1 protein-coding gene is annotated in these 785 nt (G+C 64.7%); it reads right to left on the reverse strand.

Annotated elements, in window-relative coordinates; all coding sequences use genetic code 11:
- The coding region (locus tag KUM32_RS39450) for a Scr1 family TA system antitoxin-like transcriptional regulator (protein ID WP_217146558.1) at positions 1–531 on the reverse strand (531 nt) is incomplete at its 3' end.
- Positions 532–785: the final 254 nt, after the last annotated feature.

Genomic DNA, 785 nt, shown 5'->3' on the forward strand with positions numbered 1-785 from the left:
GCCAACGACAGTGCGGAGCGTGCTTTCGTCCAACACACAGAGGAACAGCGGCCCGTTCGGGTCCAGGAAGCGCTCCTGCCTACTGAGTCGCGCCCGCACAAGCTGCTCCACCTCAGCCTCGCTCAGCCCTTTTCGTTCAAACAGCACTCGCGCATACGCCTCGGTCTGCAACAACCCAGGCATCACCTGGTTCTGGAACTCGCGCAACACCATCAACTGCGCGTCCATCTCCGCCCGGCGCTTGAACCAGTCAGGATGCTTGGGCTGCGCGGCGGCCCAGTCGATCTTCTCCCACATCTCCAACAGCAGCCCGTCGGCGCCCAACAGAGCGTCGAAGACCTCAACGTGCTTGCGGTCCGGCGTGCGCGTACCCGCCTCGAAGTGCGCGATGAGAGTGCGATCCACCGGTAGAACGGCGGCTAGCTGATCCTGCGTCAGCCCGGCCCTGATCCGGAAGTGCCGCAACAGGGCGCCGAACAGTTCAGATGAGGTCGTACGGCCCGCCTGGGTCTTGGGTTCACGTTCGATCACTCTCCGCATGTGACAGAGAAAGCCTTGTCACGCCCGCTTCAGTGGCGCGCCGACGCCACGTGAGCGACGATCGGGTCACAGACAGTAGCAATCCCGTTCGGCGTCTTAAACCGGACTCGACAAAGCCCAACTCCCTGATGTACAAGCCCAGTTGACGCCACACACAGCAAGCGCCCGGGCACGGAGCCAGCCCCTCCACCGACCCGCCGGTCGCCGTGTCGGCCCCGAGCTGGCGACCCGGGTCGAGCCTGGGG

The sequence above is a fragment of the Streptomyces sp. AC627_RSS907 genome, assembly GCF_019049165.1.